The sequence below is a fragment of the Bacteroidota bacterium genome, assembly GCA_018266835.1.
Classification (GTDB): domain Bacteria; phylum Bacteroidota; class Ignavibacteria; order Tepidaquicellales; family Tepidaquicellaceae; genus JAFDZO01.
Genome location: JAFDZP010000001.1, coordinates 280,967 through 305,466, shown reverse-complemented (window position 1 = coordinate 305,466; position 24,500 = coordinate 280,967). Strand labels below are relative to the sequence as shown.

Genomic DNA, 24,500 nt, shown 5'->3' with positions numbered 1-24,500 from the left:
TCCAAAAAATTCTAAGAGAATTTTATAGCCGTGAGACTACATAAAATAGTAAGTTAATTACTTAAAACTTAATTTCCCCTATGAAAAAATTAATAACTGCTCTGTTATTTTTTTCTTTATCCTTTTCTTTGGTATTCCCTGTTTACGCTCAATGGGAGCGTCCCTATTATGATATTTTTGCAGTCTGCCTTTTGATAAAAGACGGCAACATTTATGCAGGCAAGAACGGAGTATCGCGCACTACAGACGGCGGGTTATCGTGGAATCTTTTCACGAACGGACTGCCTAATGTCACATATCACTATCAGGTGAACCGCATGTATAATTTTAACGGTACTGTTTACGCAGGACTGGATACAATGGGTGTTTATACTCTTCCAGATGACGGAAGTACATGGACACAGAGAAACACAGGTTTCCCTGCCAATATAGTCGTCAAAACTTTTGCAGGATACGGAACAACAATTTTTGCCGGTACGGATAAAGGAGTGTTCAAATCAACCAATGCAGGAACAGTATGGAATTTAGCAGGAATGGCAGATACTATGGTTGTTGATTTAATTTTCCGCGATAATGTTTTATTCGCTTCCAATTATTCTGCAGGTGTAAAAGTCTCTTATAATTTTGGGCAGACATGGCAGAGTGTTTCAAGCGGAATTACAGGAACAAAGTGGGCATTCACTTTCACTAACTCGCCAACATATTTATTCGCGGGAACATCAGATGCTAAAATTTTCAGAACATCGAATAACGGAGCTAACTGGGAACAATGCTACTCGCAGAGCCCTTCAAGCAATGCAATTTATTCTTTAAAATATTACGCAAACCGGGTAATTGCAGGTACTGCGCAGGGAATATTTTATTCATACAATCAGGGAAATAACTGGCTGCCTATGAACGACGGCTTCCCTCCGAATACAGAAATCCGTTCAGATGGAATTGTTTATTCTACACTGAATGTTTATGTCGCACCGACAAATGGAGTTTACCGCAGACCGCTCTCGCAGTTAGTGGGAATTACTCCAACACAAAGCGCTGTAAAAGATTTTAAGCTGAAGCAGAATTATCCGAATCCCTTTAATCCTTCGACGATTATTTATTACAAATTACAAAATGCGGATTTCATAACATTGAAAGTTTATGATTTGATTGGAAATGAAATTGCAGAACTAGTAAATGGAAAGCAGAACGCAGGAAGTTATTCGGTAACTTTCGATGCAGGAAAATATAATCTTTCCAGCGGAATGTATTTTTATAAATTAAGCGCGAACGGATTTGAAGATACTAAGAGAATGGTGCTTATAAAATAGTATTGAGTATTGTGTAGTGAGTATTGAGACAACCCGTTAGCATAAAAGAGCTGACGGGTTTTTTGTTGGAATAAATCCTGCGATTGGTATTTTTCACTATGAAATTTCTATTTACATTTATGTAAATAAATAACCCCCTGCCTATGAAAAAGTCCATTTTACCTTTGGGTGTTTTTTTAATTTTGTGCTCTGCTGCTCTCTCCCTTGCGCAGTGGACACCAATAGGTCCCAATGCAGCGCCATCGGGAACACCCGGGATCAATTCATTATTTATTTCAGGTGATACTCTCTGGAGCTCAAACAATATTTTCGGAGCACATTACTCAACTGATTTTGGTCAGACCTGGTGCGAAACAGGAATGACTTCCGGAGATATAAGAGGTATTGCAAAAACAAATAACATAGTTGTTACAGCTTCTACAACAAACATTATGTACTCCTCTAATAGCGGTATTGATTTCGGCGGCACTGCGCAATTAAACACAATGCTTGATTTAGATATGGGAACAAATCTTGCAATTGTTGGCAGCGCATCCGGATTATATACTTCAATAAATTTAGGTTATGGATGGTCAAGACCAATTACCACAGGAAGATTTTCTTCTGTCGCCATTTCGGGCAATGTAATGTTTGCAGGTGATTCAACAAAAGTAATTCGTTCTACAAATAACGGAGCAAATTTCACCAATTCACTTACCTCCAGAGTTGTAACTTCCATCACAACAATCGGCACAGTTGTATATGCATGTTCAGGCAGCGGAATAGATTATACGACTGATAACGGAGTTACCTGGAATGCGATGACAACAGAGTTTGGCTTTTATAAAATTACGAAGAAAGGAAGTGATTTTTACGCCACTTCTGGAAGCAACATATATAAATCTACAAACAATGGTGTAAACTGGAGTGTAACTTATGCCGGTAATGTGGCAGCTACTGAAATCGTATCAGATAATAATAATATTTATGCAATAGTGAACTCGCAGTTTTATCGCAGTTCAAATAACGGAGCAAGCTGGGTGAATTATCCATATCATTTTATGCAGGCATATACAGCTTATAAAACTCCGACAAGTTTGTTAACTTCAACAAACACTCCCGGTATATACCGTTCAACGAACGAAGGAGCAAACTGGAATATTCATTTCGGCGGCGTAACAAACGTAAGATGTTTTTCCACTCGTGGTTCAACAATTTATGCAGGCAACAGCCCGTATGACGGCGGAGTAGCAATGACAACTAATGACGGAATAAACTGGTCAGGCTTTGGTCTCGGAGGTTATGCAGTGTATGCAATACTTGCGGAAACACCGAATTTAGTTGTATCAACTTATCAGCATGATATCTGGTTCAAAGAAAGTCTTGCCGGAAACTGGTGGCAGGCAAATATCAATAACGGATTTAATATTTATGCCCTTGCAGGAAAAGACAGTATAGTACTTGCGGGAGTTGCAACATCCGGAATTTATTTTTCAGTTAATGCAGGTCTTACATTTGGCAGAACGTTTGCATTTACCGGAAGCGTTGGTTCAATCGCATTTATGGGAAATTATGCTTTTGCAGGATTATCTAACGGAATTATCATATCATCTGATAAAGGATACTCATGGAGCAGCGTAGTATTTCCGTATGGAAATGTTAATGCAATCGCCGTAAGCGGAAACATAGTTTTTGCAGGAACTGAAAAGAATGGAATTTTTATCAGTCAGAATTTAGGACAGACATGGAGAAATATAAACGGAAACCTCGGAAAAAGAATTTCTGTCAATAAGTTATTTGTATCGGGAAATGATCTGTATGCAGCTACATATACATCATCTGTTTTGAAGGCTCCCATAAGTACATTGGTTGGAATATCAAATACAACAAATTCAGATATCCCTGATGAGTACACCTTAAGCCAAAATTATCCGAATCCGTTTAACCCGGCAACTAAAATAAATTATCAAATCCGCAATACAGGTTTTGTAACATTGAAAATTTATGATATGAACGGAAGTGAAGTTGCAGAATTAGTCAATGAATTGAAAACCGCAGGAAGTTATTCAATAACTTTTGATGCCGGAAAATATAATCTTGCCAGCGGAGTATATTTTTATAAACTGAACACAGGAGAATTTGAAGATACTAAGAGAATGGTGCTTATTAAATAGTGTCAAGTTTCAAATTTCAAGTTTCAAAATAAAACCCGTTTGAACTCAGTTTCTGACGGGTTTTTTAGTAGAATTAACCCGCGATTTGGATTTTTACCTATGAAAATTCTTTATACATTTATACAAATAAAATAACCCCCTGCCTATGAAAAAGTACATTTTACCTTTGGGTGTTTTTTTAATTTTCTGCTCTGCTGCACTCTCCCTCGCGCAGTGGACTCAGATTGGCCCTAACTACGGCTCATCAAATGACCCGGTCCCCATTATCAATGATTTATATATTTCAGGTGATACCATATATGCAGTAGATAATGTATTTGGTTTGCATTTCTCAACTGATTTGGGAGTAACGTGGTGCGAAACAGGATACACCAGCGGAAACAACAATGCATGCGCTGCTTCTAACGGAGTGATAATGGTTGGTAATTCTTCTATCGCATCCCGCTCAACAAATTTCGGAGCTAACTTCGCTAACGTAATCGCTCCCGGCAATGTTACAGACCTGTGCATGAACAATAATCTTGCAATGGTTTCGGGTTCTATTGGTGCATACTTTTCTAAAAATGCCGGTGTAACCTGGAATCCCGGAACGGGAGGTTCAATAAATACAATAATTATTACTCCGGGAGTATTTTTTGCCGGCAGCAATACTGCCGTTTACAGATGTGTTGATACAGTAAATTTTGTGGTTTCGTTATTGAGGTCAGTTAATGCATTCGCCTACGATGCCGGTAAAGTTTATGTTGGTTCAACAACAGGCGTAGATTATTCAAGTGACGGAGGCCTATCGTGGAATACAACTACCTTAACTTCCAATATAAAAGATATCGCTGCAAAGGGTTCAAATATATATGCGATCTCCGGTACGACAATTTACAAATCAACTAACAACGGACAGAACTGGACATCAGTATTTAATTCAGGCACCGGACTAAAGCAGATAAGAACAACATCAACCGGTGTTATTGCGATGGATAACACTTCCATTTACTATAGCACCAATAACGGCACAAGCTGGACACAAAAGAAGTTCGGTTTGATGCAGACATACACTGTGTTCAAAACTCCTACAACCCTTTTCAGCTCCACCAATAATTTTGGAATATACCGTTCCACAAACGACGGAAATGAATGGACTAATTTTACTTTGAACATCGACTTCTGGAGCATCCGTTCATTTGCTTCAATAGGTTCAACAATTTTCTGCGGTATGAATAATACTGTTATTCATAAATCTACTAATGACGGAATTACGTGGGCACCTGTAGCCGGCGCACCTAGTGCAGTATTTTCAATGTTAGTCTCTTCTAATTCCACATTATTTGCGGGCACATTCAGCTCCGGGATAAAATATTCTACAAACGCAGGAGCAAACTGGACTACCACCAACTTAGGAGTTCAGACCATTTACAATATCCATGAAAATCAGGGAAGACTATTTGCAGGAGGTTCAGGTTCGGGAATATATATGTCAACTGACGGAGGAAATATCTGGAATCAGTTTGCAATTGCCGGTTCCCCATTGAGCTCATTTGCCTCGATAAACAATTATGTTTTTGCAGGAGGAGGAATCGGAGTATATGTTTCATCCAACAACGGCACAACATGGGCACCTACACCGTTTACCGAATATACACTATGCATGGCATCCAGCGGAAATGCAGTTTTTGCAGGCACGGATAAAAAAGGATTTTATGTAAGCCAGGATTACGGCCTTACATGGAGAAATGTAAATGGAAATCTGGGAAGCAAACTTAGAGTATCGAAAATGTATGTAAGCGGAAATAGTTTATACGGAGCAACTTCAACTACTTCTGTAGTGAGAGCGCCAATCAGCGGTCTGGTTGATGTGAAATCAAATCCTGAAACAGAAATGCCAAAGGATTATTCACTTGAGCAGAATTATCCTAATCCTTTTAATCCGTCAACAAACATTAATTTTAAAATAAAAAACTCAGGATTTGTTTCATTGAAAATTTACGATATCTTAGGAAATGAAATTGCGGAGATTCTTAACGAAAATAAAAGTGCAGGAAGTTACTCAATAACTTTTGATGCAGGGAAGTATAATCTTTCAAGCGGAATGTACTTTTATAAATTAAGTGCAAACGGATTTGAAGATACGAAGAGAATGGTGATGGTGAAATAGTAGTGTGTATTGGGTAATGAGTATTGAAACAACCCGTTGGTATGAAATGCTGACGGGTTTTTTGTTTTGATTTATTTACTCATTTGTATTTTTCCTTAAAAATATAATTCTCATTTTTGTAAATGCTGAAATCAAAACGCCTCACCTACTCCCTCTACACCGACTCTGACTTTGAAGAATACAAACGTCAGGCAATGGACTATGAAGTAATGAAATATATAAACGGAAAAGCAGCAACTGCAGAAGAAGCAAAAGAGAAATGGAAGAAAATAATGACTGCAAACTCAATGCATGATAAGCTTGGCTATTTTTCAGTAAAAGGAATCGAAGATAACCAAGTTCTCGGTCTTGCAAAACTTCTTTTCTATGGAGCAGAAAAAGGAAGCACTGAAGGAAAGGAGAACGGGATAGCAGAAGTTGGATACTCACTTTTCTCTGAGTTCTGGGGCAAAGGTTACGCAACTGAAATAACTGAGTATTTAACAGAGTTTGCAAAAACATTTGATGATATAAAAGAAGTGATTGGAATAATAAATCCTGAAAACGATGCATCAAGAAAAGTACTTACTAAGAATGGATATATTTTATATTCGAATGAAAGTTTTAATGGCTCTCTGCCTTCGGAATGGTATAAGATAAAACTGAAATAACATGAAACTAAAAATTGTAATACCGGGTGGTTCAGGTTTTTTAGGTAAAAGCGCCGCTGAATATTTTTTTAACCTGGGTTACGAAGTAATAATTCTAACTCGCGGAAAATCACAAACAATAAATAATATTCAATACTTGAACTGGGATGGAAAAACTTTTGGTGAGTGGACTAAACACATTGATAGTGCTGCAGCAGTGATAAACTTTACAGGCAAAAGCGTTAACTGCATTTACACTCCTGAAAATAAAAAAGAGATAATTGACAGCAGAATAGATTCAGTAAAAATAATTGCCGAAGCAATTTTGCAGGCAAAGAATCCACCTAAGATACTAATCCAGGCAGCATCTCTTGCAATTTACGGTGATACGAAAAAAATCTGCGATGAAAATGCCCCGAACGGAACAGGTTTCTCTGTTGAAGTATGCAAACAATGGGAAGAAGAATTCTTCAGAACAAATCTGCCAAATACCAGAAAAGTTTTACTACGTATTGGATTTGTTTTAGGAAAAAACGGCGGCGCTCTTGAAACGCTATCAAAACTAACAAAAAGATTTTTAGGCGGAGCAATTGCATCAGGTGAACAATACTTAAGCTGGCTTCACATAGATGATTTGAACAGAATGTTTGAATTTGTTTTGAATAATGAAAACGCTGAAGGAATATATAATGCAACAGGAACTTCTCCAACCAAAAATAAGGATTTTATGAAGGCATTAAGAAAAGCGCTTCACAAACCCTGGTCTCCACCGGTGCCGGTTTTTGCTGTAAAAATAGGAGCGAGGTTGTTTATGAAAACAGACTCCAGTCTTGCGCTTACTGGAAGAAATTGTATACCATCTAAATTGATAAGCGAAGGATTTAAATTTAATTATAATGATTTAGAAACTGCTCTGAAGAACGCTATATAATAAATACAATTTTTCAAATAAAATAAAAATTTTATTATTCTCCTCACCTTCTCAATTGCAAAGCAAACTGTATTTATATATTTTGCAATGCCCCTGAAATAAAAATTCAATTGGAATCAGCTAACAAAAATAACAAAGAATACTGCCGCGCATGCGGAGCGTTACTGCACGGAAAATTCTGCTCGGAATGCGGCGAGAAAAGATTTGATAAGAAAGATCTTTCAATGCAGAAAATTTTCTTGCAGGGTGTAGATGTTTTCACACATTTAGATTCCAAAATTTTTAAGAGTGTAAAACTGCTCATTACAAAACCGGGCTTACTTGCAAAAGAATATTGCTCGGGCATAAAAGTAAAGTATGCGAAACCACTTCAGTTATTCTTTCTCATTAACGTCGTTTATTTCCTGCTTCTATCACTGGGAGGATTTAATACTTTTACCACTCCTTTAAATGTTCACATGAACAGCTCATGGCATAAAGCACTTGCGAAATCAATGGTAGAGCATAAAATGGAAGCAAAAAAAATTACCCTTGATGATTATCGGATAAAATTCGATTCTAAGGTGAATGTACTGTCAAAATCACTTGTCTTAATTATTGCTCCTTTACTTTCGCTGATGTTTGGTTTATTATTCATAACCAAGAAAAAAACTTATCCTGAAAACTTTATATTCGCTCTTAGCTTTCTTTCATGGATATTAATTTTAAACATAGCTTTTCAATCTGTATTTCTCCTATCAACATATACCTTTGATAAATTATTGAATATTGACCTGCGGTCATTTTTCACAGATGATTTAGTTTCAATAATTCTTTTTGTTCTTATAGGTGTATATTCATTTTATGCTATAAAAAAATTTTATGATGAAAAACGCGGGATTGCATTCATTAAAGCTTTAATAACTCCGTTTGGATTTCTGCTTGTCCTATTCGTTTACAGATTTATTTTATTTTTACTTACATACTACACAACATAAAAAAAGCCCTGTGACTTTCATCACAGAGCTTTTACTTACCTCTCACATTACATCAAAACTTATTTGTCTTCGATTCTTAATTTAAATCCCGGGGCGTTACCGTTTACATCTGTATAATACATCAATGAACCCCTCGATGGATTTACAGTGTATTCGCCGGGAATCTGCGCGCGCATTATATATGAGTATTCATTTTCCTTTCCATACATGTATGTATTAAAAAATGTAACTCTGTTATCTCTGATATCTTTATCAGCGTAAGACCATCTCCACCAGTAATAATCGTACCCGACGTAATCTTTTTCATCCTCAATCTTGTATGCCCAGTCATCTTTAATAACTTCACATCCTGCAGGAATAGGATCTTCAAGCATAAAGTACTGCAGGTTTTCGTCCTTTGAATAAACTTTCAGTTTAACTAAAACTTCATCTCCTGATTTCAGCAGTCCGTCAAAATATTTTTTTCTGTAAGTTATCTTCTCTTCATTGTATGCTGAGTATTTTTCAAGCTTGAAATATTCACGTTCGACTCTGAAACCGTTCTCTCTTGCATCCATATCATTTGTGTAATAGAAAGTATTGGATGAGAAGTAAACTTTTCCGTTACCTGATTTTTCAATCTTGATTTCATTATTTCCCTGCTGCAATGCACTGCCGTCAATTTTTATCAGCTCATCTTTTTTGAAAACATCATCGCGAGTCATCTGCTTTGTAAAATACTGCTTTCCGTTAACGAATACATTTACTGAGTAATCAGGATTTAATTCATTCGATGTCTTCAGATAATCAACCATTGCGTAAATTATCCATGCAGTTTCCTGAGTATTTCTCCAGCTAGTTCCCTGTCTTTGCATCATAAGCCAGCGTATGATTTTATCTTTCAGCTCAGAGGTTCCTTTTATATTAACAAATGCCTTCAATGCCATTGCAGTTGTCTGTACTTTATCTTCCTGCCAGTTGTAGTGCCATGATTTTCCTTCCCAGTATGATGCACCTTCTCCCGCTGATTTAACATTCTGCTCAAGTATTGCAAGAATCATTTCTGCTCTCTGATTATCACCGTAATTCTTCATTGCCAGCGCACATAAACTTCTGGCATAATCATTTACTTCAGCATTCGATAAAAGATTTTCAATTTCCTTTTTCATCTTATCTTTATCCTTATCATCTACCATTGATATCACGTAGAGCATGTAAGCTTTTGTTGTTGGGTCAACTTCTGAAGCAACTTTACCTTTTATAAATGAAATACCTCTCTTCATTACATTTTCTTTCACTGCGTAATTTGCATCTTTAGCCATCTTATATCCATAGATTACATAAGCTGACATAAAATTATTAGATGCATCATTTGTCCACCAGCCCCAACCTCCATCTGAGTGCTGGAATCCATACAATCTGTTTACTCCTGCCTCAACCATCTTAGGTAAATCTTTTTGTAAAGCTTCGCTTATAGGCGCATTCAGGTCTTTAAATGCTCCGGCAACAACAACAGTCGGTAAAAATCTGCTCATGGTCTGCTCAACGCATCCGTATGGATATCCTGCAAGCTCATCAAGTGCAGAAAGCATTGTAGATGCAAGAGAAGGTGCAACAGTAAACTTCATTGTTACACTTCGCATATCTGTTCCGCCGGGAATGTAAAGCTGCTTAACTTCATTTTTATATAAATCATCAAAATCTGCAATTGTCGGCACCATCATCTGCAATCCTCTCGGCTGTAATGGAACATTCATTTCAACTGCATCAGATTCTTCATTTGTTAAAGCTTCTGCATACAGTTTCGCTGCGCCGTAAGGATTATTAACTTTTATTGTCCAGTCGATTCTTTGCTCAGCATTTGAACCCAGTTTAATTTCTCTCAAGCTGTCACCGACAAGCTCAGTATTACCTGCTCTGAATTTCAGCTTAACATTTTTTTCTGTGCCGAGATAATTATGAATCATTGTAGAGATTGTAACAAGGTCACCTTCCTGTAAGAAGCGCGGAGTTTCCATTCTTACAAGCAAATTCTTTCTTGTTATAACTGTATTGGTTGCCTGCCCGACTTTTGTATCTTCTGTAATAACTCTCGATGTAATTCTCCATGAAGTTAAGTTATCAGGATAGGTTACATATACTGTTGCATAACCGTTCTCGTCGGTTTTTACATACGGAGTCCATTGAACTGCATCTTTGAAATCTGAGCGGAGCTCAGGTGCAACCATTTTTTCATCAGTAATTTTCTCATCCCTTTCATTTTCTTTTTTCTTAGGAGCTTCAGTTGTTTTATCCATCATTTTTTCTGTTTCCAATACTCTTCCGCTTTGTTCAACATCCTGTGTAGTCATAATACTAACAGGTTTATTTACTTCCTGCTTTATTCCATCTTTTCCTGTAACAACTTCAGTTGTGATATCATTACCAAACTGTGAAATTTCTTCTTTAGTAACTGTCTTCAACGTTTTCTTATCAGAGTTCAATATTATATATGTAGTCTTTCCTTTTCCTACCTGTAACTCTGATACATTATTATTCCCGGCGTCTTCAAGATAAATTCCAATTTTATATTCGCCCTGAGGGAGTTTAAATTCAAACATACCATTTTCATCAGTGACAGCTGCCTGATAATCGTTATCTATAACTATTGTAGCATAAGCAATAGGTAAACTATCTGAAGATATCACAATACCTTTAATTGTTGAAAGCTCGCTTTCAGCAGTTGACTTCACATTGTATCTCTCATATATAGTCATCAGTCTTGATGTTCCGTATGAAGAATTATATGATACAAACGATGTTGATACATATGAAGATTTCTGTCCGTAGAAAAACTTCCTTATATCTTTTGTTTTATCTTCTTTGATTGCATAAATACTTTCATCAACAATTCCCAAAGATACGTCTGCATTCTTCACTGCATTACCGAGGTTATCTGTTACTTTAACTTTTACCTCACCTGACTCCTTTGGTTTATAAATTAATTTTGATGGGTCAATTGAAACTGTAAGGAATTTCTCTTCAGGTACAATTAAAATATTTTTATCTTCTGTAAATAATGTGCCTGCAGAAACATATGATACACTTATTTTAAAATTTGTGCTGTACTTATCTGTAATAGGGATCTGGAAGCTTTCAGTTTTACCTATGAACCTCTTAGTCTGAAAAGAAATTATATTATCGTCTTCAGTTGTTACAAGCACATTTGCATCGGGTACAGTTGTAAACACTACTGCATTACAAACATCGCCGACTTTATAATTATCTTTATCTGTAATAATCTGCACTGCGCCTGATTCATTATTATACCATGAATAATCTCCGTCCGATACATAAAAATATGCAGTGGTAGTTATTATATTTGAACGGTCATCAATTGACTTTGCCTCTGCAATGTAATAACCGTTTTTTATATCTGAAGGCAGACTGTATTCAACTATTCCTTTTCCATCTGACTTAGTCTCGCCTTTTACACTTCCGATAAATAGTTTGTGAGAATCTTTATAATCATAAGTCCAGTCCTGCTTGTAAATTGTAATTTCAAAATTTGTCTTTATAGGTTTGCTTGCAAAATCTTCAGCGTTAACTGTGAAATTCACTTTATCATTTTTCTTGTACCAGTATTTATCTGTATTTGCTGTTAATGTAAATCCGCCGCGGGTAACATAAGCAGTGGTAGTTCCGTTAATCTGTCTGCGGGATTTATCAGTGACTTTTGCCTGAACGATATATCTGTAATCTGTTTCATAATCGCCGTACCAGTAGCGGTAATAATTATCTCTATTATTTTTTTCTTTAAAATCTTCTTTGATAGTATATTCAAAATCAAACTTGCCGTCTTTTGTAAGCTTGCCTGTTCCTGAATAAATCATTTCAGAGCCGCTGTAATTCTGTTCCTGCTCGGCATAATAATCTTCGTACCACCATGCCCATTCAGAGAATCTCCACCATGGTTTATAATATCTAACTTTAAAAACATTGTATTCAACTTCTGCATCGGCAACGGGACTTCCGAAATAATAATCAGCCTGCACGCTTCCCTTCATTTCATCTTTGCCGTAGTACTGAGATTTATCCAGAGTAACTGTTACTTTATACTCGGGTTTTTTATATTGCTCAACTTCAAATGTGGCAGTGTAAATATGCTTCTGATCTATTTGAGTCTGAATGTAATATGTACCTAATGCGCCTTCATCATCGATTTTAAAACTTCCGTTGTAGCTGCCGTCTTCATTTGTTTTCAGAACCTGCTTATAAACCTCAGCACTTCTAGCATCTTTTATAATGACAGTTATTTCTCTGTTAGGAACGACTTTAAAATTATTTTCTGAAGTCTGCCTTATGGTTCCTTTAAAATTTACCAATGAACCTGTTCTGTAAACAGGCTGCTCAGTATATGTGTATGTATAATATTCGTTGCTTGCATAACCGAAATACATATATGCGTCGGAAATTATTATATCATCACCTGCATTACCGATTATTAATGGAGTTAAATTTTCATCGTCATTATTTTGCTTTACTTCATTGGTGATTGACTGAAAAAACAATCCGTCAACAGTAGTGCCCTGTCCGATTTTTCTTCCGCCGAGATAAAAACTCAAATTTGCATTTGATATCGGAACGCCCGAAGTTCTGTCTACAGTATACGCCAGCATAGAATTATTTCCGGCTTTGGAAATAACACCTGCGGAAGAAATTATAAATCCGCAGTAAGCAACTTTGTTTCCTGCTTTCACTCTTAAAACATATGCCCCTTTATCGTAAACATTTATTTTAACGTATTCATTTATATATCTGTACCCGTGATCATCTTTTGAGGAAAGATTTTTATTGAAACTTGCAAACTCATTGCAGTAATAAAGAAGATTAGTGCTGTCGCGGCTTAAAATATCTACTCCGTACCTTGATACCTGTTTAGAATAAAATGAGCCGAGGTCACGCACTTTGTAAATGGTGAATTCAAAGTTAACTTTTCTTGTTTTCTTTTCGTTATAATCGTATGAGTAAATATATGCCTGAATATCCTGACCGGGAGTGTAGTACATATTTGTACTTACCTGAAAATTTATATCTTTTTCATCCTGAGCGTAGAGGTTACCTGCGAGGATCGTAAGGGCAAGGACCAGAAAAACGTAGAGAGATTTCATGATCTTGGGGTAAAAATTTATAAAAATTTATTTAGAGTATTTAGTAAAACTTGTGAAAACTTTTTAATATGAAATTAAGCCTTCTGATTTTTATATTCCAATAGTTCGTAAAAGTTCCCCAAAGTGTCTATTTTTTTATACAACAGTTAAAATTAACTTAAAATGCTATCAGATTTAATTCAATCTCCTTTCCTGGGATTCTCGGAAGAAACGCTGAAATTCCTAAAATCACTTCAAAATAAAAAGAATAATAATAAAGCCTGGTTTGAAAAACATCGTGACGAGTACGAATCTTATCTGAAAGAACCTATGAAGAATTTAATAGACACCCTTGCTCCCGAGCTTGCCAAAATTGATAAGGATATTATTTTTAATTATAAATCTATTTTCAGAATAAACCGCGATATCAGATTTTCAAAAGATAAAACTCCGTACAAGACTCATTATGCAGCAGCATTCTGCTTCGAAAGAATAAAAAAAGCCGAACTGCCTCATGTTTATTTTCATCTTGAGCCCGGAGAATTGATAATTGCTGCAGGGCAATACAGCATGGACCCGGTCAATCTGAAAAAAATCAGATACAAAATTTATTCAGAGTTCGATGATTATCTATCAATAATAGAAGATAAAAAATTTAAAAAGCTTTATGGTGATGTGGCGGGAGTAAAACAGGTAAGACCTTCAAAAGATTATGCTGAAGTCACTGATAAAAAGCTTGAAGAGACTTTAAAGATGAAACAGTTTTATGTATTTAAATCTTACAAGCCTGAACTCGCATTTGAACCGTCATTTATAGATTTATTAATAGAGCATGCAAAAGTAAGCCATGACTTCGTAAAATTTTTGTGGGAAGCGATAAAGTGAATTTCAATTAAATCTAAATGAAAATATTCAGAACAATTTTAATAATTACTTCATTATTAAATTTATATTTTATATTCGGACTTATAGATTTTTTCACAAAGTTTCCCTTTGAATTTTATAATTTACAACAACTAAAATTTATATTGCTAATTCTTAGTCCGTTCACTTTGTTCATTTTTTTGATACAATTTATAATTTTTTACAAAACTATTGAAAATCGTCGAACGAAATATATTACTGTAATCAATTTATTGTTGTTAACACTATTTTGTATTTTCTCAATAAATATTTTAGTTAAATTTAGTAATACCTAATTCAATTCTCCTATTTTGTAATTTAACATTTTATTTTACCTGTAATTCCTTTACACTTATTTCTATATTGTTAAGATAATTTTCAAAAATGAGCTCAGGAAATCTCCCCGAAGTAGTTAAAAGCGCGCCAATAGATACTTTAATTAGACCATTTAAAAGGTTTATACAGATTGAAGCTTCCAGCGGAATAATATTAATTATAATAACTATAATTTCCTTAATACTCGCCAATACTACATTAAAAGAATTTTATCACCATCTGCTGGAAACAAAATTTCTCGTAGGGTTTGGTACCTATGTTCTGAATATGGATTTGGAGCATTGGATCAACGATGGCCTTATGGCAATTTTTTTCTTTGTTGTCGGCCTTGAGATAAAAAGGGAAATGCTTACCGGCGAACTCTCTTCACTTAAAAAATCTTCGTTCCCCATCTTTGCAGCTCTGGGCGGAATGATTTTTCCGGCATTAATTTACTCTGTACTTAACTGGGGACATGACTATGAGATGAAGGGCTGGGGAATCCCAATGGCGACTGATATTGCTTTCTCACTGGGAATTTTATCTCTGCTCGGTAACCGCGTACCGCTTTCTTTGAAAATATTTTTAACAGCTTTCGCAATAGTTGATGATCTTGGAGCGGTAATTGTTATTGCAGTTTTTTACACTGCTAATTTGTCATTGATAAGTTTAGGTATAGGAGGGATAATTTTATTATTGATGTTCATATGTAATTTTCTACACGTAAGACATCCTGCCGTATATTTAATTTTAGGAATAGGTTTGTGGCTGGCTATGCTGAACTCCGGAGTGCACGCAACTATTGCTGGAGTTCTGGCTTCATTAACAATCCCCACTAAAGCTAAAATAGATGTAAAAGATTTTGTAACTAAGTCCAGAAATATAATTGATAAAGTTGAAGATAAAAAAATTGCACAGGAAGATATTACAAATAATATAGAGGACCTTGAAGATTATACAGAAAAAGTCCTGCCTCTCTCCAACAGAATGGAGCATGATCTTCATCTGTGGGTTGCTTTTTTGATAATGCCGATATTCGCATTTGCCAATGCAGGTGTAACTCTTGAGCAGAATATTTTATCTTCTGTTACCAATAATGTTACTTTAGGTATTATACTTGGTTTATTTCTGGGAAAGCAGATTGGCATTACTTTATTCTGCTGGCTTGCTGTAAAAATGAAATTGGCAGATCTGCCCGAAGGCACTGACTGGAAAATGATTTACGGAACTGCTTTATTGGGAGGAATCGGATTTACAATGTCACTCTTTATTTCATCGCTTGCATTTACAAATCCTGAAATAATTGCAGATTCCAAAATAGGTATTTTGTGCGCTTCACTTATTTCAGCAATTATGGGGTATTTTATTTTAAAAAAGAGTTTAAACACTAAAGCATAAATGAAAAAGCTATTTTTTGTAATATTATTAATAAGTATTTCAAAGTTATCTTTCGGACAAAATTATTATTACTTTGCCGATGGAAATCCGCCTGACTTAAAAATTACATATACAACAACAAAGGCATTGATGAATTCCTCTGAGACTATTTATCTCTCACGCGACAGCTGCTATTACGAAACGATTTTTCAGGATGTGACAAACAGATTTAATTTCTTCATCACGGGTAAAAACATGGATGAGATGTATGAAGTTTTGCTGAAGTATCAGGTTGATAAAATTAAAACTAAGACTTTAACTCGTGAGGCACCGGAAAGAATGGGAGACAATCTGCTTCTTCAATGGGGCGAGTATTCCTCTATAAATATAAACAACTCAGGTAATTTTATTTTGGAAGATAAATGGCTGAACGACTGGAAAAAAATCGTAAAGAACATAAGGAAGTTTGTTAAGGTATCTATTGATGACAGAAGTAGAAATTTTATTGTAAGGTTTAACGAAAGTATGTACGGCAAAAAAGCTGCCTTATATCTGAACAATGAATTTCTTTATGATAATATCATTCCCGATAAAAGCACTGAAGGTTTTATTGTTAACTTAGCAGCCGTTCCCGGTACATATTATCTTAAAGTTGTATTAGATGATACAGGCGCATCGGGAGAATTTAAAGTTGATATAGCAGAAGGAACAGAATTAGGATTATCTCTTAACGGAAACACTATACAGGTAAACAATAAGTGAAAAAATTCAAGTTTTACATTGAGTACGACGGCACAGGATACTCAGGCTGGCAGAAGCAAAAAAATGCAAAATCAATTCAGGAAACAATTTCAAATGTAATAATTGAAATTTTTAAGAACAGCAAAGGTCAAAGCAAGTTTATAGATTTTCAGGGCTCGGGCAGAACTGATGCAGGAGTGCATGCATATGAACAAGTCGCTCACTTAGAATGTGAAACAATGCTTGCTCCTGAAATTTTGAAAATGAAAATAAATGATGAGCTGCCCGCAAACATAAACATTTTTGAAATAGAAAAAGCAGATGAAAGATTCCATGCGAGGCACTCGGCAAAATCACGGCAATATGTTTACAGAATTTCCAAAAGAAGAAACGCCTTTGAAAAAAAGTACTGCTGGTGGATTAAGGACAAACTTGATGTAAATTCAATGGGCAAGGCAGCAAGTGAAATGATAGGCATGCATGATTTTGTTTCCTTCTCTGAAAAAAATAAAGAAGATAAATCAACAAAATGTCTCGTTGAAAACCTTGAAGTCACTCAGGATGAAAATTTTATTTACATTAGAATAAGAGCTTCGCATTTTTTATGGAAGATGGTTAGAAGAATAGTTGGAACGCTTGTTGAGGTCGGAAGAGGAAATCTGAAATCAAATGATATTAAGAATTTTTTGTTAAAACCAAATACTGAACCTGCCTTATTTACTGCTCCCCCGTCAGGTTTATTTTTAGAAAAGATATTTTATTAATTTATTGCTAACGAATTGTCAAAAAAAGTAGTTATTGCCGGGGCAACGGGACTTATTGGAAAACACTTAAGCATGTATCTTGCCGGACTTGGATATGAAATCAAAGCGCTTGTTAGAAATCCCGAAAAAGCTTTTGATACTCTAAAACATTACAACATAGAACTGATTGAATGGAATGTTAGGATGACTCCGCAAGATGTTTCTGCTTTCATCGAAGAAACTGACTGCGTCATAAATCTTGCAGGAGCGAATGTAGGCAGCAAAAGATGGAACGACGAAGTGAAAAAAGAATTGTACGATAGCAGAATAGATTCGACAAGGCAGCTTGTAAATGCAATTGAACTTTGCAAAGTTAAACCAAAGACATACATCACAGCATGCGGGACGGGCATTTATGGCTTCCGCGGAGATGAAGATATAACTGAAGATTCTTCCTACGGAAACGATTTTCTTGCAAAGTTATGCATTGACTGGGAAAAGGAGGCATTCAAAGCTGAAAAGAATTGCAGAGTGGTAAGTTTACGCACAGGAGTTGTACTTGAAAAAAACGAAGGAGCATTGAAAGAATTAATGACTCCATTCAAATTTTATGCAGGCGGCTGGCTTGGAAACGGAAAACAATGGTTTCCCTGGATTCATATAAAGGATATTATTGAGGTTTATAAGTTATGCATCGATAATGAAAATATAAGCGGACCCGTAAACGGCGACTCACCGGACATAGTACGCAACAAAGAGTTCTGTAAAGCGCTTGGAAAGGCAATGCACAGACCCTGCATCTTTCCTGTTCCGGGGTTTGCTTTGAAAATTGCTGTCGGTGAATTTGCCGAAACATTACTAAACGGCCAGAAAGTCATTCCGCAAAAATTAGAAAATTTGAATTTCCCTTTCCGATTTAAAAACCTAAATTCTGCCTTAGAAGATTTATTGCAATCATAAACGATGTCATACCAAAGCGAGATAATAACATATCAGTTTGAAGAGCTGTTCCAAAGGCATTTCGATAAAAGCATTGAAAAAATTGAAAAGCTAAAAGCCGATGCTTCTAACAGGAAAATTTACAGGCTTATATCGGGATACAATTCCTGCGTTGCCGTTTGGAACGAAAACGTTCCTGAGAACAAAGCGTTTGTGGGCTTTTCAAACGGATTTAAAAACGCCGGATTAAACGTACCGCAAATATATAATGAGTCTTCTGATTCCAAATTTTATTTGTTGGAAGATCTAGGAGACACAACTCTTTTTAAAGCAAAAGATGACTTTCAAAATAACCGGATAACTGCTATTTATTACTACCAATTAGCACTTAAACACTTAAAAGAATTTCAGTATAAAGGTTTACATCATATTGACCTGGATTTATGCTATGAGACCAAACAATTCGATATTCAACAAATGAGAATGGATGAGGAAAAGTTTTCTAATTATTATGTTTCCATATTCGATTATCCTGAAAAATATTACAAAATTCTAAATCAGGCGTTTGAATACATCAATTCAGAACTGATTAAAGCAGATATCAACTATTTCATGTTCAGGGATTTCCAGCCGAGAAATATAATGGTTAAGAATGACACCCTGTATTTCATAGACTACCAGTCAGGAAGAATGGGGCCGCTTCATTATGACGTGGCTTCTTTTCTTTACTCAGGCAGCATAGATTTGAATGATGAAGAGAGAGAATTTTTGTTAAAATCCTACCTTAACGATATTAATTATAAGACAGATAAGGCAGCTTTTATGAAGCAGTTTAAATTCTTTGTTTTGATAAGATTGATTCAGGTTTTAGGCAGTTACGGTTTTTCATACCATCAAAAAAAAGAGAAGAAATATCTGGAGAAGATTACAAAAGGATTGATGAATATGAAATCTTTACTCGGTCAGTTTGACGATAAAATCATCGATGAATTCATTTACAAACTAACCGAAAGACTTTCTTAATGACTATTCTAACTTAGAAGCAGAAGGTTCAAATGCATTCTGTACCAGCTTCGTTTTTCCTGTTCCATCAAGATTCATTATATAAATCCAGCTCGTAATAACGGGATCAGTATCCCGGGGGTCGGGACTTTTTGACAAATCATCTTTTGTATAAGCAGAAAACAAAAGCTGCTTGCCGTTGCTTAACGGGAACGGGTCGTAGGTTGAAATATTATTATCGCTTAGATTTACAAGTGTCTTTGTTTCAAGGTCATAAGTATAAATATTTGAAATAGGCTCACGGGAGGTTTCAAAGTTTTCCCCAGTATCAGCATCAAATAAAATTCTTTTTTTATTATTTATAAAGTAACCTCTGTTAGCGCTGGAAAAATATATTTTTTTATCTCCAACAATATCTTTTAGCGAAACAGTTTTTAATACCTTCCCTTTCAAATCTATTTCAATAAAGCTCTGCATATCCTGACAAAGGATTGAATTTCCATCGGGAGCAAATGTAGGGCAGAATAAATCAGTTTTATAGCTCTCGGTTAAAATTTTAAACCCTGTATCATCAATATTTACTAAAGCGATATTCCATTTCTTTCCCGAGAAATTACAGAATACTATCGTTTTCCCGTCAGGTGAAAACGCCGCATCGAAGTTTTGCTTGCCTGTAATGGAGCTTAGCACTTTAGTTGTTTTGCTCTCAACATCATAGATAGCAATATTTCTTGAACCGTCAGTATTGCTTTGAGTATGAACGACTTTAGAGCCGTCAGGAGATATTAAATTATCGTGACCGTTATATAAAAATCTTTCCTTAGATAAATCAGAGTTAATTATGTTTACACCGCCTTCCCTCTCAAAAGTCATTTTGAATTTGGGTAAATCAGTTACATTAATCTTACCCGGTTCGTTTGTATGAGTTTGAGTGGAATCAGATTTTTTACTCTTTGTTTCACCTGTCTGGTTTCCTGCTGACTGTGTTTTGCTTTGTTGGCTGCAGCCGATTAAAAATATAAAAGAGACTGCTATATATAAAATTTTATTTTTCATCATCAGAATTTTTTAAAAAATCTTTCATTTCACTAACAAATATTTTCATTATTTTCAGTCTGGCATAATCCTTATCGTTGCCTTCAATTATATGCCATGGCGCAAAAGGATTATCCGTTCTCTGAAACATGTCATCATATGCTTTCACATAATCATCCCAGTGCTTTCTGTTGCGGTAATCATCTTTTCCTATTTTGTATTTCTTGAGAGGATTTTCTTCCCTCTCTTTGAATCTCTTTTCCTGTTCATCTTTTGAAATATGTACAAAGAATTTTATAATTTTTGTATTATCCTGTGAAACAGTTTTTTCAAATTGATTTATCTCGTCATAAGCTCTGCGCCATTCATCTTCTGAACAAAAACCCTCTATTCTTTCAACAAGAACGCGGCCGTACCAGGTTCTGTCAAAGATAACCATCTCACCACATGAAGGAAGATTTACCCAGAACCTCCACAGGTAATGCTTAGCTTTCTCTACTTCGTTAGGTGCGGAAGTCTGGTAAACTTTGAATCTTCTTGGGTCCATAGGTTCGGTCAGGCGCTTAATAGCTCCGCCTTTACCTGCTGCATCCCAGCCTTCCATACAAATAACGGCTTTCTTGTTTTTATCACGCAGCTTTAACTGGCATTTCAGAATTTCAAGTTCCATATCAAGCTTCTTTACTTCATCTGAATATTCTTCTTTGCTTATTTTTTTGCTTAAATCAACTTCGGATAGCTTCATATTATTTTTTACCGTAAGTGGAAATTACTTTTGACTGCAGACCGCCTCTGATTGTGAAATCCCCTATAACTTCCATCCATTTTGGTTTAAGAAGTGTTGTTAAATCATCGAGAATCCTGTTGATAACATTTTCATAAAATATACCTTCATTTCTGAATGACTGCAGATAATATTTTAATGATTTCAGTTCAACGCATTTTGTTTTGGCTACGTATGAAATTGTAATTACACCAAAATCAGGTTGTCCTGTTTTAGGGCAAACTGAAGTGAATTCATTTGCCTGATGAATTATAAGATAATTTCTATTTGGGAATGAATTATCGAATGTTTCAAGAAGATTCGTTTTGTTCGGGTCTGTTTTAATCGGATTAAATTTTTTCATGATTTTTTCGTAATGAATTAAAGAATAATTAATGAATAATTGTAAAAATTTTTATTTATAAAAAAAATGCCATCCGCAGATGGCATGATGTATATTGATACTTTATAAATTTAATTTTAAATCAGCTTGCGCTAACATTTGTACCGGCAGATGTGCCTGCAGGATTTTCATCAACTGCTGTTGAGGATTTATCATTATAAAGAATTCCTATCGGAACTATTACAAGATATCCAATCACAAGTAAAATAGTTGCAAGTTTGGAAGGAAGGAATCCGTCAACTGAGTTTTCCATCATGAGGAAAAATCCGATGAGAATCACAACAATTCCAAGACCAATAATCATATAATTCTTATTTGTAAGATTGATATGAAGATGCTCTACTTTTTTTATCTTTCTGCTCTTTACAGGTGTTTTAGCTTTTGCCATATATTAAAAAAATCTAAGTTTCTGGTTTTAAATAGCTCTTAATTTATTTATATCTGAGGAAATAATCTATATATGAATTAATCTACTTTTTTCTTGCCTTTGCAAGCTCATCATAGAAGTAAGCCACACTTAAAATCCCTCTCTGGAAATTTTTCAGGTTCATATGTTCATCGGGAGAGTGAGCATTTTCATCAGGCAGACCGAATCCTAAAAGGACTGTATCGGAACCAAGTATATCTTTGAATGTAGTTACAATCGGAATAGAACCGCCTTCTTTCATAAATACCGGGTCCTTTCCGAATCCTTTCTTCAATGCTTCAACTGCTGCATTGATTGCATCTGAATCAATCGGAGTAACTGCCGGTTTTCCGTTGTGCCCGCCGATAACTTTTACCTTAACTGACTTAGGAGCAATTTTATGTATATAATCTGTAAATAACTTTTCTATTTTATCAGGGTCCTGATTGGGAACTAAGCGCATTGAAATTTTCGCTCCTGCCTTTGACGGCAGAACCGTTTTTGCGCCTTCACCCTGGAATCCTCCCCAGATACCGTTGCAGTCAAGTGTAGGTCTTGCCCAGGTTCTTTCAAGGGTTGAGTATCCTTCTTCCCCGTGAATATCATCTACATCTAATCCTTTTTTATATCTTTCAACATCGAACGGAAGTCTTTTGAACTCTTCTCTTTCTTTGTCAGTCAAAGGAGTAACATCATCATAAAAACCATCGATTAATATTTTACCATGCTCATCTTTAAGCTTGCAGATAATTTCTGCAAGAGCATTTATAGGATTATGAACAGCGCCGCCGAATGAACCTGAATGCAAATCTCTGTTCGGACCTGTCACTTCTACTTGCATGTATGTAAGTCCGCGAAGACCATAGCAGATTGAAGGCATATCGTAATCATACATAGCAGTATCAGATATGACAATGTAATCACATTTCAATAATTCTTTTTGCTGCTCAAGAAAAGCATCAAGATTTGCGCTGCCGATTTCCTCTTCACCTTCACAAATAAATTTTACGTTTATAGGAAGTGATTTGTTATTTGCTAAATGCGCCTGAAGTGCTTTTACGTGAACATACACCTGACCTTTATCATCAACTGAACCGCGGGCAAAAATATTATCTCCTCTTACTGTTGCTTCAAAAGGAGGATTTGTCCATAACTCAATCGGGTCAACCGGCTGAACGTCGTAATGTCCGTAAATTAAAAGTGTAGGTTTATCATCGCCTGCGTGAAGCCAGTCGCCGTAAACAATCGGATGGCCGGGTGTAGGATAAACTTTGACATGTTCAAGTCCGATGGATTCAAATTGTTTCTTTACATATTCAGCGCAGTCGTTTACATCTTTCTTATTTTCAGGATTTGTACTTATTGAAGGAATTGCTAAAAATTCTTTCAGCTCTTCAACGTACTTATCTTTATTAGAATTAATGTAGGAAATTATATTTTGCATATTGTGGGATTTGTAAAAATGATAAAAACTAAATTAATAATAATTGAGATTATTTGTTAGTCAATCACGAGACATTTTTCATATCGAGAAGCAGCATTTCGCATGAAAATCCGGGACCTAAAGACATCATTAAACCGGGACCATCCTTAATCCCATCATTCATAAATTTATTCAGAACATACAAAACTGTTACGCTTGACATATTTCCATATTCGTGTAGTGTATCTGAAGTGTTTTTAAGATTTGCTCGTGATATACCGAGAGAATCAACATAAGCATTGATAACTTTTGTTCCTCCGGGATGAATTACAAAATTCTTTATATCTTCAACTGATAAATTATTATCTGTTAAGTATTTTAAGATATCCTCTTTTATAATAGTATTAACCAAATTCGGAATATCCTTTGAGAAAACGACTTTAAATCCTGCATTAACAAATTCCCAACCCATAACATCTTCTGAATTAGGATAAATTTTACTGCGTGAATTTTTTATTTCAACAGTAAATTTATTTTCAATTAAACTCTTCGAATTCTTCCCTGTTACAATTGCAGCAGCTATTCCATCGGAAAAAAGTGAAGTTGCAATAAAATTACTTTTACTTAAATCATTTCTGATAAAGGTCAAAGAACAGAGTTCTACTCCGATTAATAAAATAACTGCATCAGGATTTGTATCCGTAAATGTTTTTGCTTTTGCCATTGCTGAAACTCCTGCAGCACATCCGAGTCCCCAGAGAGGTGTACGGTTAATGTTCGGATTAAGTTTTAGCTTATCTATGATAAGAGCATCAAGAGAGGGGGTGGTTAATCCTGTGGAAGTAAAATATATAATATCCGTTATTTTACTTTTATCTAAATTAGAATTGCTCAGTAAATTTTCAATTACCTTTACTGAATAATCCAGTGCGTATTTTTTGAAGAGATTATTTTTTTCTTTGAATGATGTGTCTTTAGAAAAAAAATCTATCGGTACACAGAGATTTCTATTGGAAATTCCTGTGTTATCGAAAACTTCCAGAAGCCTGTCTATATCTTTAAACGACTCTGAAAATAAATTTGAAGCAAATTCCTTTAAATCTTTTTGTAAAACTTTATGAGGAAAATTAATTACCTCTATAGCGGAAATATATGACAAAACTTTTCAAATTAATTACAAAAATTGTGAGTCG

The 24,500-nt window shown here is 35.3% G+C and carries 19 protein-coding genes; 12 read left to right on the top strand and 7 right to left on the bottom strand.

Annotation, left to right across the window (positions count from 1 at the left end; genetic code table 11):
- The first annotated feature begins 80 nt into the window (after positions 1–80).
- The 6 genes from JST55_01255 to JST55_01230 all read left to right on the top strand — a co-directional run bounded on the left by JST55_01255 (position 81) and on the right by JST55_01230 (position 8,149).
- Positions 81–1,310: a T9SS type A sorting domain-containing protein gene (locus JST55_01255; protein ID MBS1492104.1), complete on the top strand. Its 1,230-nt coding sequence runs from the start codon at positions 81–83 to the stop codon at positions 1,308–1,310.
- A 1,541-nt stretch (positions 1,311–2,851) separates the two neighbouring features.
- Positions 2,852–3,463: a T9SS type A sorting domain-containing protein gene (locus JST55_01250; protein MBS1492103.1), complete on the top strand. Its 612-nt coding sequence runs from the start codon at positions 2,852–2,854 to the stop codon at positions 3,461–3,463.
- Between the two features lie 145 nt (positions 3,464–3,608).
- The gene (locus tag JST55_01245) at positions 3,609–5,612 is read left to right on the top strand and encodes a T9SS type A sorting domain-containing protein (GenBank protein MBS1492102.1); all 2,004 of its coding nucleotides are present in this window, start codon (positions 3,609–3,611) and stop codon (positions 5,610–5,612) included.
- Positions 5,613–5,734: 122 nt separating this feature from the next.
- Positions 5,735–6,262, top strand: coding sequence for a GNAT family N-acetyltransferase (locus JST55_01240; GenBank protein MBS1492101.1), 528 nt, complete (start codon positions 5,735–5,737; stop codon positions 6,260–6,262).
- A gap of 1 nt (position 6,263) precedes the next feature.
- Entirely contained in the window at positions 6,264–7,172 is a 909-nt protein-coding gene (locus tag JST55_01235) for a TIGR01777 family oxidoreductase (GenBank protein ID MBS1492100.1), read from the top strand.
- Between the two features lie 110 nt (positions 7,173–7,282).
- A complete protein-coding gene (locus tag JST55_01230) occupies positions 7,283–8,149 on the top strand; it encodes a DUF3667 domain-containing protein (protein ID MBS1492099.1) in 867 nt (288 codons plus the stop codon).
- Positions 8,150–8,208: 59 nt separating this feature from the next.
- Here JST55_01230 and JST55_01225 read toward each other — a convergent pair whose 3' ends face one another.
- Positions 8,209–13,278 (bottom strand): hypothetical protein, encoded by a 5,070-nt coding sequence (locus JST55_01225; protein ID MBS1492098.1) that lies wholly within the window; start codon positions 13,276–13,278, stop codon positions 8,209–8,211.
- 162 nt (positions 13,279–13,440) lie between these two features.
- Here JST55_01225 and JST55_01220 point away from each other — a divergent pair, with 162 nt between their 5' ends.
- The 6 genes from JST55_01220 (at position 13,441) to JST55_01195 (ending at position 19,298) form a co-directional block, all read left to right on the top strand.
- Positions 13,441–14,142, top strand: coding sequence for a DUF2461 domain-containing protein (locus JST55_01220; protein ID MBS1492097.1), 702 nt, complete (start codon positions 13,441–13,443; stop codon positions 14,140–14,142).
- A 402-nt stretch (positions 14,143–14,544) separates the two neighbouring features.
- On the top strand, positions 14,545–15,873 hold the full coding sequence (nhaA, locus tag JST55_01215; GenBank protein ID MBS1492096.1) for a Na+/H+ antiporter NhaA: 1,329 nt from the start codon (positions 14,545–14,547) through the stop codon (positions 15,871–15,873).
- Positions 15,874–16,614 (top strand): hypothetical protein, encoded by a 741-nt coding sequence (locus tag JST55_01210; protein ID MBS1492095.1) that lies wholly within the window; start codon positions 15,874–15,876, stop codon positions 16,612–16,614.
- On the top strand, positions 16,611–17,357 hold the full coding sequence (gene truA / locus JST55_01205) for a tRNA pseudouridine(38-40) synthase TruA (protein MBS1492094.1): 747 nt from the start codon (positions 16,611–16,613) through the stop codon (positions 17,355–17,357). The genes JST55_01210 and truA overlap by 4 nt, the downstream gene beginning before the upstream one ends.
- A gap of 15 nt (positions 17,358–17,372) precedes the next feature.
- The gene (locus tag JST55_01200; protein ID MBS1492093.1) at positions 17,373–18,296 is read left to right on the top strand and encodes a TIGR01777 family oxidoreductase; all 924 of its coding nucleotides are present in this window, start codon (positions 17,373–17,375) and stop codon (positions 18,294–18,296) included.
- 3 nt (positions 18,297–18,299) lie between these two features.
- Positions 18,300–19,298: a phosphotransferase gene (locus JST55_01195; GenBank protein MBS1492092.1), complete on the top strand. Its 999-nt coding sequence runs from the start codon at positions 18,300–18,302 to the stop codon at positions 19,296–19,298.
- Between the two features lie 3 nt (positions 19,299–19,301).
- Here the strand turns inward: JST55_01195 and JST55_01190 are convergent, their stop codons facing one another.
- The 6 genes from JST55_01190 to JST55_01165 all read right to left on the bottom strand — a co-directional run bounded on the left by JST55_01190 (position 19,302) and on the right by JST55_01165 (position 24,466).
- The gene (locus JST55_01190) at positions 19,302–20,336 is read right to left on the bottom strand and encodes a PD40 domain-containing protein (GenBank protein MBS1492091.1); all 1,035 of its coding nucleotides are present in this window, start codon (positions 20,334–20,336) and stop codon (positions 19,302–19,304) included.
- Positions 20,323–21,057, bottom strand: a complete 735-nt coding sequence (locus JST55_01185) for a UDP-galactose-lipid carrier transferase (protein MBS1492090.1) — start codon at positions 21,055–21,057, stop codon at positions 20,323–20,325. Before JST55_01185 ends, JST55_01190 begins: the two co-directional genes overlap by 14 nt.
- Position 21,058: 1 nt before the next feature.
- Positions 21,059–21,439 carry an NADPH-dependent 7-cyano-7-deazaguanine reductase QueF gene (gene queF, locus JST55_01180; GenBank protein ID MBS1492089.1) on the bottom strand — a complete coding sequence of 127 codons (381 nt, stop codon included), beginning with the start codon at positions 21,437–21,439 and terminating at the stop codon, positions 21,059–21,061.
- 121 nt (positions 21,440–21,560) lie between these two features.
- Positions 21,561–21,866 (bottom strand): hypothetical protein, encoded by a 306-nt coding sequence (locus JST55_01175; protein ID MBS1492088.1) that lies wholly within the window; start codon positions 21,864–21,866, stop codon positions 21,561–21,563.
- A gap of 82 nt (positions 21,867–21,948) precedes the next feature.
- A complete protein-coding gene (locus JST55_01170; GenBank protein MBS1492087.1) occupies positions 21,949–23,328 on the bottom strand; it encodes a dipeptidase in 1,380 nt (459 codons plus the stop codon).
- A 64-nt stretch (positions 23,329–23,392) separates the two neighbouring features.
- The gene (locus JST55_01165; protein ID MBS1492086.1) at positions 23,393–24,466 is read right to left on the bottom strand and encodes a type III polyketide synthase; all 1,074 of its coding nucleotides are present in this window, start codon (positions 24,464–24,466) and stop codon (positions 23,393–23,395) included.
- Between the last annotated feature and the right edge of the window lie 34 nt (positions 24,467–24,500).

Coding starts and splice junctions, on each gene's coding strand:
- JST55_01255 (MBS1492104.1), top strand. CDS start 81: ATGAAAAAATTAATAACTGCTCTGTTATTTTTTTCTTTATCCTTTTCT.
- JST55_01250 (MBS1492103.1), top strand. CDS start 2,852: ATGGGAAATTATGCTTTTGCAGGATTATCTAACGGAATTATCATATCA.
- JST55_01245 (MBS1492102.1), top strand. CDS start 3,609: ATGAAAAAGTACATTTTACCTTTGGGTGTTTTTTTAATTTTCTGCTCT.
- JST55_01240 (MBS1492101.1), top strand. CDS start 5,735: ATGCTGAAATCAAAACGCCTCACCTACTCCCTCTACACCGACTCTGAC.
- JST55_01235 (MBS1492100.1), top strand. CDS start 6,264: ATGAAACTAAAAATTGTAATACCGGGTGGTTCAGGTTTTTTAGGTAAA.
- JST55_01225 (MBS1492098.1), bottom strand. CDS start 13,278: ATGAAATCTCTCTACGTTTTTCTGGTCCTTGCCCTTACGATCCTCGCA.
- JST55_01220 (MBS1492097.1), top strand. CDS start 13,441: ATGCTATCAGATTTAATTCAATCTCCTTTCCTGGGATTCTCGGAAGAA.
- nhaA (MBS1492096.1), top strand. CDS start 14,545: ATGAGCTCAGGAAATCTCCCCGAAGTAGTTAAAAGCGCGCCAATAGAT.
- JST55_01210 (MBS1492095.1), top strand. CDS start 15,874: ATGAAAAAGCTATTTTTTGTAATATTATTAATAAGTATTTCAAAGTTA.
- JST55_01195 (MBS1492092.1), top strand. CDS start 18,300: ATGTCATACCAAAGCGAGATAATAACATATCAGTTTGAAGAGCTGTTC.
- JST55_01190 (MBS1492091.1), bottom strand. CDS start 20,336: ATGATGAAAAATAAAATTTTATATATAGCAGTCTCTTTTATATTTTTA.
- JST55_01185 (MBS1492090.1), bottom strand. CDS start 21,057: ATGAAGCTATCCGAAGTTGATTTAAGCAAAAAAATAAGCAAAGAAGAA.
- queF (MBS1492089.1), bottom strand. CDS start 21,439: ATGAAAAAATTTAATCCGATTAAAACAGACCCGAACAAAACGAATCTT.
- JST55_01175 (MBS1492088.1), bottom strand. CDS start 21,866: ATGGCAAAAGCTAAAACACCTGTAAAGAGCAGAAAGATAAAAAAAGTA.
- JST55_01170 (MBS1492087.1), bottom strand. CDS start 23,328: ATGCAAAATATAATTTCCTACATTAATTCTAATAAAGATAAGTACGTT.